Source organism: Frankia sp. CcI156 (assembly GCF_001983015.1).
Taxonomy (GTDB): Bacteria; Actinomycetota; Actinomycetes; order Frankiales; family Frankiaceae; genus Frankia; species Frankia casuarinae.
Window position 1 is genome coordinate 1 of record NZ_MOMD01000019.1, and the last position, 1,026, is coordinate 1,026.

At 65.2% G+C, this 1,026-nt stretch carries 1 protein-coding gene; it reads right to left on the bottom strand.

Translation table 11 applies throughout. The features are described 5' to 3' along the window. The coding region (locus CcI156_RS24680) for a tetratricopeptide repeat protein (protein ID WP_254847342.1) at nucleotides 1–1,010 on the bottom strand (1,010 nt) is incomplete at its 3' end. Nucleotides 1,011–1,026 lie beyond the last annotated feature (16 nt).

Sequence of the window (1,026 nt, forward strand, 5' to 3'; positions counted from 1 at the left end):
AGGTCGATGGCGATTTCGGGGTGGGTGAGGCCGTAGGCGGCCTCAGTGATGGCAAGGGCACGCCGGGCCATCGGCAGCGCTTCCTCGGCCCGCCCCAGGTCTAGCAAGGTCGGGGCAAGGTTGTTCAGCCGGATAGCAATTTCGGGATGGTCGGGGCTGTAGGTCGACTCGGCGATGACCAAGGCCCTTTTAAGCATCGGCAGCGCTTCCCCAGCCTGCCCCAAGGTTCGTAGTGCCGATGCGAGGTTGTTCAGGCAGGGGGAGACTCTGGGGTGATTGGGGCCGTGGGCGGCTTCGGCGATAGCTAGGGCCCGCCGGGCCATCGGCAGCGCCTCCTCGGGCCGCCCCAGCTCTAGCGATGCCCCGGCGAGGTTGTTCAACGCGGCGGCCACTGTGGGGTGGTGGGGGCCGTAGACGGCTTCGGTGATGGCGAGGCCGCGTTCGAGTATTGGCAGCGCTTCCCCAGTCCGGCCCAGTTCCCGCAGCGTTAGGGCAAAATTGTTCAACCGGGAGGCAATTTCGGGGTGGTCGGGGCCATAGATGGCCTCGTCAATGGCGAGGGCACGTTCGAGTAATGGCAGCGTTTCCCCAGCCCGCCCCAGAGTTTGCAGTGTCCCGGCAAGATTGTTCAAGACGACGGCGGTCTCGGGGTGGTGGGGGCCATGGGTGGCTTCGGTGATGGCGAGGCCGCGTTCGAGTATTGGCAGCGCTTCCCCAGTCCGGCCCAGTTCCCGCAGCGTTAGGGCAAAATTGTTCAACCGGGAGGCAATTTCGGGGTGGTCGGGGCCATAGATGGCCTCGTCAATGGCGAGGGCACGTTCGAGTAATGGCAGCGTTTCCCCAGCCCGCCCCAGAGTTTGCAGTGTCCCGGCAAGATTGTTCAAGACGACGGCGGTCTCGGGGTGGTGGGGGCCATGGGTGGCTTCGGTGATGGCGAGGCCGCGTTCGAGTATTGGCAGTGCTTCCCCGGCTCGGCCCAGTTCCCGTAGTGCTAGGGCGAGGTTGTTCAACCGGGAGGCAACGACG